This is a genomic window from Kitasatospora sp. NPDC022856 (genome assembly GCF_055561235.1).
This window is the reverse complement of record NZ_JBVHHE010000022.1, coordinates 9,432-16,862: the sequence shown is the minus strand read 5'-3', so window position 1 is coordinate 16,862 and position 7,431 is coordinate 9,432. Positions and strand designations below refer to the sequence as shown.

Annotated in this window: 5 protein-coding genes; 3 read left to right on the top strand and 2 right to left on the bottom strand. The window is 71.4% G+C overall.

The window, feature by feature from the left end; genetic code table 11:
• Positions 1-105 precede the first annotated feature (105 nt).
• The gene (locus tag ACZ34W_RS25785; RefSeq protein ID WP_465607441.1) at positions 106-1,920 is read left to right on the top strand and encodes an NHL domain-containing thioredoxin family protein; all 1,815 of its coding nucleotides are present in this window, start codon (positions 106-108) and stop codon (positions 1,918-1,920) included.
• A gap of 91 nt (positions 1,921-2,011) precedes the next feature.
• Here the strand turns inward: ACZ34W_RS25785 and ACZ34W_RS25780 are convergent, their stop codons facing one another.
• Entirely contained in the window at positions 2,012-3,307 is a 1,296-nt protein-coding gene (locus ACZ34W_RS25780; protein ID WP_352291224.1) for a M18 family aminopeptidase, read from the bottom strand.
• 311 nt (positions 3,308-3,618) lie between these two features.
• Positions 3,619-5,448, bottom strand: coding sequence for an acyl-CoA dehydrogenase (locus ACZ34W_RS25775; protein ID WP_329488979.1), 1,830 nt, complete (start codon positions 5,446-5,448; stop codon positions 3,619-3,621).
• A gap of 215 nt (positions 5,449-5,663) precedes the next feature.
• On the opposite strand from ACZ34W_RS25775, the gene ACZ34W_RS25770 reads away from it, so the two are divergent.
• Both ACZ34W_RS25770 and ACZ34W_RS25765 read left to right on the top strand, forming a co-directional pair.
• The gene (locus ACZ34W_RS25770) at positions 5,664-6,176 is read left to right on the top strand and encodes an SseB family protein (RefSeq protein ID WP_329488978.1); all 513 of its coding nucleotides are present in this window, start codon (positions 5,664-5,666) and stop codon (positions 6,174-6,176) included.
• A gap of 161 nt (positions 6,177-6,337) precedes the next feature.
• Entirely contained in the window at positions 6,338-7,294 is a 957-nt protein-coding gene (locus ACZ34W_RS25765; protein ID WP_329488977.1) for a pirin family protein, read from the top strand.
• Positions 7,295-7,431: the final 137 nt, after the last annotated feature.

Below are 7,431 nucleotides of genomic sequence, written 5' to 3'. Positions count from 1 at the left end.
GGACGCGGCTTGCGCCGCACATCCAGCGGCAATCACCCACTGCCGCCCTGCCACAACGGCCAGGCACCCGGAATGCGGACCCCCGAGGTCGGGTTTGATTGGGGCATGGCTTCTCGTGCACGCGTACGCGCCCCTGAACTGGTCGGCGCCGGTGGTTGGCTCAACACCGGTGGCAAAGAACTGACCCTTGCCGACCTCCGAGGTCGCATTTTGGTACTAGACTTCTGGACCTTCTGCTGCATCAACTGTCTGCATGTCCTGGACGAGCTCCGTGAGCTGGAGGAGAAGCACCGCGACACCGTGGTGATCGTCGGCGTGCACTCGCCCAAGTTCGTGCACGAGGCCGACCACCAGGCCGTGGTCGACGCCGTCGCCCGGTACGAGGTGCACCACCCGGTGCTGGACGACCCGGCGCTCGCCACCTGGAAGCAGTACGCGGTGCGCGCCTGGCCGACGCTGGTGGTGATCGACCCCGAGGGGTACGTGGTCGCCCAGCACGCCGGTGAGGGGCACGCGCACGCCATCGCCCGGCTGGTGGAGGAGCTGGAGGAGGAGCACGCCGCCAAGGGCACGCTGCGCCGCGGCGACGGTCCGTACGTGGCGCCGGAGCCCACCGCGGGGGACCTCAAGTTCCCCGGCAAGGCCGTCCGGCTGCCGAACGGGCACTTCCTGGTCGCCGACTCCGGGCACCACTCGCTGGTCGAGCTTGCCGAGGACGGCGAGAGCGTCGTCCGCCGGATCGGGGACGGCGTGCGCGGCCTGGTCGACGGCACCTCCCCCCGGTTCAGCGAGCCGCAGGGCCTCGCCCTGCTCCCCGAGGGCTCGGCCTACGACGTGATCGTGGCCGACACCGTGAACCACGCGCTGCGCGGCGTCCGGCTGGCCGACGGCAGCGTCGACACCCTGGCCGGCACCGGCCGGCAGTGGTGGCAGGGCTCGGCCACCGAGGGCCCGGCCCGCGAGGTCGACCTCTCCTCGCCGTGGGACGTCGCCTGGTTCGACGGCGAGGTCTGGATCGCCATGGCCGGTGTCCACCAGCTCTGGGCGTACGACCCGGCGGCCGGCACCGTCCGGGTCGCGGCCGGCACCACCAATGAGGGCCTGGTCGACGGCCCCGCCGCCGAGGCCTGGTTCGCCCAGCCGTCCGGCCTGGCGGTCTCGGCGGACGGCGAGCGGCTCTGGGTGGCCGACTCGGAGACCTCGGCGCTGCGTTCGGTTTCACGTGAAACGAAGGCGGTCGAGACCGCCGTCGGCACCGGCCTCTTCGACTTCGGGCACCGCGACGGCGAGTCGGGGCAGGCGCTGCTCCAGCACCCGCTGGGAGTCACCGTGCTGCCCGACGGCTCGGTGGCCGTCAGCGACACCTACAACCACGCGCTGCGCCGCTTCGACCCGGCCAGCGGCGAGGTGACCACGCTCGCCACCGACCTGCGCGAGCCCTCCGGCGCGGTGCTGGTCGACGACGACATCGTGGTGATCGAGTCCGCCCGGCACCGGCTCACCCGGCTGCGGCTGCCCGAGGAGGCCGTCCGGGTCGAGTCGGTGGCGCACCGCACCCAGCGGGCCGCCACCGAGGTCGCCGCCGGCGCGTTCCAGCTGGACGTGGTCTTCTCGGCGCCCACCGGCCAGAAGCTGGACGAGCGCTACGGCCCGTCCACCCGGCTGCTGGTCAGCTCCACCCCGCCCGAGCTGCTGGTCTCCGGCGCGGGCGCGGACTCCCCGCTCTCCCGCGAGCTGGTGCTCTCCGACCAGGTGGCCGAGGGCGTGCTGCACGTCTCGGCGATGGCCGCCTCCTGCGACGACGACCCGGAGATCGAGTTCCCGTCCTGCCACGTCCACCAGCAGGACTGGGGCGTGCCGGTGAAGCTGACGGCGGACGGCACGCGCCGGCTACCCCTGGTGCTCGCCGGGATGGAGTAGCCGCGTTCCGGGCGACGCCCGGGAACGCCGAAGGGCCCGGCCACCCGGCCGGGCCCTTCGGCGTCGGGGGCCGTGGACCCCCGGGGCGTGCTCAGCCCTCCAGGAAGGCCTTGATCGCGGACGCCAGCAGGAACGGGTCGTCCGCCCCGCACAGCTCGCGCGCCGAGTGCATGGACAGGGCCGCGATGCCGCAGTCCACCGTGCTGATCCCGAGCCGCGCCGCGGTGATCGGGCCGATCGTCGTACCGCAGGGCATGGCGTTGTTGGAGACGAAGGTCTGCCACGGCACGCCGGCCTTCTCGCAGGCCGCCGCGAAGACCGCCCGGCCGATACCGTCGGTCGCGTACCGGTTGTTGACGTTGACCTTCAGGATCGGTCCGCCGTTGGGCATCGGGTGGTGCCCCGGCTCGTGCCGCTCGCTGTAGTTCGGGTGGACGGCGTGGCCCATGTCGGAGGAGAGGCAGACGGTGCCGGCCAGCGCCCGCGCGCGGTCCTCCGGGCTGCCGCCGCGCGCGTAGACGCTGCGCTCCAGCACGTTGCCGAGCAGCGGGCTCTGCGCGCCGGTGTCCGACTCGCTGCCGGTCTCCTCGTGGTCGAAGGCGGCCAGCACCGGGATGTACGGCAGGTCGTCGCCGGCCACGGCGGCCAGCGCGGCGGTGGCCGCGTGCACCGAGAGCAGGTTGTCCAGGCGCGGGCCGGCCAGCAGCTCGCGGTCCCGGCCCAGGTAGCTGGCGGGCTGCACGTCGTGCGTCATGAGGTCCCAGCCGGCCACCTCGGCGGCGTCCACCCCGGCGCGCTGGGCGACGTAGTCGATCAGCGAACCCTCGTCGACCGGGCCGAGGCCCCAGATCGGGGTCAGGTGGCGCTGCTTGTCGAGCTTCATCCCCTCGTTGACCTGGCGGTCCAGGTGGATCGCCAGCTGCGGCACGCGCAGCAGCGGCTCGTCCAGCTGCACCAGCCGCGAGCTGCCGTCCCGCAGCGCGAGGCGCCCGGAGAGGCCGAGGTCCCGGTCGAGCCAGGTGTTCAGCGGCACGCCGCCGTAGATCTCCACCGCGACCTGCCGCCAGCCCGCCGACCCGGTGTCCGGCACCGGCTTCACCCGCAGGTTCGGGGAGTCGGTGTGGGTGCCCACGACGCGGAACGGCGTCTGCGGACCGGCGCCCTGCGGCACGTACCAGGCGATCAGCGCGCCGCCCCGGATCACGTAGCGGCCCCCGGCCGTCGCGTCCCAGGCGTCCGTCTCGGCCACCTGCCGGAATCCCGCCTTCTCCAGCCGCTCGGCGGCGCTGGCGACCGCGTGGTAGGGCGACGGTGAGGTACCGAGGAAGGCAATCAGATCATCGGTGTGCGTCCGGTCGAAGAAAGCCTGACGGGCGGCGGTCGACATGCTGCTCCTGAGTCGAGGGAGGGCTGAAGCCGGATGGGGGGTCGGCTTCGCACCTTGAGCATATGCCCGTACACGGACAGGACACTCGGATCCCCCCAACGGATGCAGAACGCGGACAGAAACGTGAACTGACGCCGCGCCGGGCCCCGCGCACCCTGCGACCGCGCCCGGTAGCGGACCGTCATCCCGGGCCCGTGACCGGGGCTGCGGCCCGTCGGGGCGGCCGGGCCCGGGCACACCGAAGGGCCCGGTCGAGGAACCGGGCCCTTCGGTGTGAGGGTGGGGTCAGGCGGTCATCGGGGGTGCGGGCGTCAGAACGCCTCCTCCGCCAGGTCCATGATCTCGCTGTCGATGCCCTCGGCGATCAGACGCTGCGAGCCGACGGTCGGCAGGATGTTCTTGGCGAAGAAGCGGGCCGCCGCGACCTTGCCCTGGTAGAAGGCGACGTCCTTCTCCGAGGCGCCGGCCTCCAGCTTGGCCAGGGCCACCGCGGCCTGGCGCAGCAGCAGCCAGCCGACCACGACGTCGCCGGAGACCATCAGCAGGCGGGTGGTGTTGAGGCCCACCTTGTACATGTTCTTGACGTCCTGCTCGACCGAGGAGAGGTCCGCCAGCAGCTTGCCGACGATCGCCTCCAGGTCGCCGGCGGCCTTGGCGAGCAGCTCGCGCTCGGCGGCCAGGGCGTCGCCGCCCGCGGCCGAGCCGAGGAACTTCTGGATCTGCTCGGACAGCGCGGTGAGCGCCTGGCCGCCGTCCTTGACGATCTTGCGGAAGAAGAAGTCCTGGCCCTGGATCGCGGTGGTGCCCTCGTAGAGGGTGTCGATCTTGGCGTCCCGGATGTACTGCTCGATCGGGTACTCCTGCAGGTAGCCGGAGCCACCGAAGGTCTGCAGGGACTGGGCGAGCTGCTCGTAGGACTTCTCCGAGCCGTAGCCCTTGACGATCGGCAGCAGCAGGTCGTTCAGGCGCTCGGCGGCCTCGTCGCTCTCGCCGCGCAGGCGGGCGGCGAGCACGTCGTCCTGGGTGGAGGCGGTGAGCAGGACCAGCGCGCGCATGCCCTCGGCGTACGCCTTCTGGGTCATCAGCGAGCGGCGCACGTCCGGGTGGTGCGTGATGGTGACGCGCGGGGCGGTCTTGTCCAGGAACTGCGAGATGTCGGCGCCCTGCACGCGCTCCTTGGCGTACTCCAGCGCGTTCAGGTAGCCGGTGGAGAGGGTGGCGATGGCCTTCGTGCCGACCATCATCCGGGCGAACTCGATGATCTTGAACATCTGGCGGATGCCGTCGACCTTCTCGCCCAGCAGCCAGCCCTTGGCCGGGTGCTTGGCGCCGAAGGTCATCTCGCAGGTGTTCGAGGCCTTGAGGCCCATCTTGTGCTCGACGTTGGTCGCGTAGACGCCGTTGCGCTCGCCGAGCTCGCCGGTCTCCCAGTCGAAGTCGTACTTCGGCACGATGAAGAGGCCGAGGCCCTTGGTGCCCGGCTTGCCGCCCTCGGGGCGGGCCAGCACCATGTGGATGATGTTCTCGGACATGTCGTGCTCGCCCGAGGTGATGAAGCGCTTCACACCCTCGATGTGCCAGGAGCCGTCCTCCTGCTTGACCGCCTTGGTGCGGCCGGCGCCGACGTCCGAACCGGCGTCCGGCTCGGTCAGCACCATGGTGGAGCCCCAGAGGCGGTCGGTCATCCGCTTGGCGACCTCCAGCTGCTCCTCGGTGCCCTCGTCGGCGATGACGCCGGCGAAGGCCGGGCCGGAGGAGTACATCCAGATGGCCGGGTTCGAGCCGAGGATCTGCTCGGCGAAGCCCCAGATCAGCGAGGACGGGGTGACCTGGCCGCCGATGGACTCCGGGATGCCCAGACGCCACCACTCGGCGTCCATGAAGGCCTGGTAGCTCTTCTTGAACGTGTCCGGAATCGGCGCGGTGTTCGTCTCCGGGTCGAAGACCGGCGGGTTGCGGTCGGTGTCGGTGTAGGAGGCGGCGAGGTCGTTCTCGGCAAGGCGCGTGATCTCGCTCAGGATGTTCTTCGCGGTCTCGACGTCCATGTCCGCGAACGGTCCGGTGCCGTAGACCTGCTCGCGGCCGAACACCTCGAAGAGGTTGAACTCCACGTCCCGCAGGTTGGACTTGTAGTGACCCATCGCCGTTTTCTCCGGTTCGTCGCTTCCGGGAGACCGCCGCGTTCGGGCGCCCCGTACCCACCAGTAGGCATCATGATGCTACCCAGCGGTAACATGTTTCAAGCCCCTGACCGTGAATCCGCTATGAACGTGGTCACGTCCCACAAGGCGGGACGGCCACTCCTTGTCAGGATCGACGCCCGCACGGGCGGGTGCGCTCCCGCTAGCCTGTCCGTGTGTACGGCTATGACCAGAACGCATACCCGGGTGATCCCTACCAGCAGCAGGCGGGACCGCAGCCGGGCATGAACGGCATGCCCGGCGCCGGCCCCGGCCCGTACGGCGAGCAGCCGCAGGCGGCGCAGCAGCAGTCCCTCTACCCCGAGCCGTCCCCGCCGTCGCTGGCGGACGCGGTCCGGGCCTTCACCACCGGCTCGATGGCGGTGGAGGACTTCCAGGCCATCTTCATCACCTCCAAGGTGCACTGCCCGCGCGGCGAGCGCCCCGGATTCCTGGCGCTGCACAACACGCCGACCCCGGTGATCCCGATGTTCAGCTCGCTGAAGGAGCTGCGCCGCTACGCCGGCAAGGACTCGAAGCACTTCACCGTCACCGGTGCCGAGGTGCTCGACCTGCTGCCGACCGGCTACGGCTTCGCGCTGGACATGGAGGGCGAGCACCGGATGGTGTTCGACGCCAAGGCGGTCGAGCAGATGGTCGACTTCACCATGCGCCGCATGTACGGCTGACGGCCCGCCCGGCCGCCGGCCCCACCGCCGCGGCCGGCTGGCCCCCGCGCAACGGGCCCCGGCCTCCCGTCAGGACATAGTTCAATCTTCAACTTGCTTCTTGTTGAGAGTTGAACTAATCTCGTGGACGTAGGCAAGAGGAACCCCCGAAGGAGGCCGACATGCCAGCCGTGACCGTCGAAAACCCGCTCGTTCTGCCGCGTATCGCGGCGCCCGCCGCCGACTCCCGGCCGCGTCCCGTGCTGGCCGTGTCGACCGCCCCCAGCGGCTTCGAGGGCGAGGGCTTCCCGGTCCGCCGCGCCTTCGCGAAGATCAACCAGAAGTACCTGGACCCGTTCATCATGATGGACCAGATGGGCGAGGTGGACTACGCGGCCGGCGAGCCGAAGGGGACCCCCTGGCACCCGCACCGCGGCTTCGAGACGGTCACGTACATCATCGACGGGACCTTCATCCACCAGGACTCGCACGGCGGCGGCGGCGTCATCACCGACGGCGACACCCAGTGGATGACCGCCGGCTCCGGCCTGCTGCACATCGAGACCCCGCCGGAGTCGCTGGTGATGTCCGGCGGACTCTTCCACGGGCTGCAGCTCTGGGTGAACCTGCCCGCCGCGGACAAGATGATCGCGCCGAAGTACCAGGACATCCGCGGCGGCAGCGTGAAGCTGCTCGCCTCGGAGGACGGCGGCGCGCTGGTCCGCCTCATCGCCGGTGACATCGCGGGCCACCAGGGCCCCGGCGCCACCCACACGCCCATCACGATGATCCACCTGACCGTGAACCCCGGCGCCCAGGTCACCCTGCCCTGGCGGGCCGACTTCAACGGCCTGGCCTACGGCCTCGCCGGCAGCGGTTCGGCGGGCACCGAGCGGCGTCCGTTCCACCTGGGCCAGGCCGTCGTCTTCGGCGAGGGCGACTCCCTCACCATCCGGGCCGACGACGCCCAGGACTCCCGGAGCGAGGGCTTCGAGGTCGTCCTGCTCGGCGGGCAGCCGATCCGGGAGCCGGTCGCCCACTACGGCCCGTTCGTGATGAACAGCCACCGCGAGCTCCAGCAGGCCATGGAGGACTTCCAGGCCGGCCGCCTCGGCACCATCCCCGCCGGCGCCAACTGAACACCGCGGGACCGGCGTACGACCGCGGCGGCCCCCCCCCCCCCCCCCCCCGGGGGGGGGGGGGGCCCGGGGGGGGGCCCCCCCCCCCCGGGGGGGGGGGGGGGGGGCCCGCCGCGCTGTCTCCCACCGCCGCCGGT

Bases quoted from the DNA above. Each gene is read 5' to 3' on its own strand.
- ACZ34W_RS25765 (WP_329488977.1), top strand. From the start codon at position 6,338: ATGCCAGCCGTGACCGTCGAAAACCCGCTCGTTCTGCCGCGTATCGCG.
- ACZ34W_RS25780 (WP_352291224.1), bottom strand. From the start codon at position 3,307: ATGTCGACCGCCGCCCGTCAGGCTTTCTTCGACCGGACGCACACCGAT.
- ACZ34W_RS25785 (WP_465607441.1), top strand. From the start codon at position 106: ATGGCTTCTCGTGCACGCGTACGCGCCCCTGAACTGGTCGGCGCCGGT.
- ACZ34W_RS25775 (WP_329488979.1), bottom strand. From the start codon at position 5,448: ATGGGTCACTACAAGTCCAACCTGCGGGACGTGGAGTTCAACCTCTTC.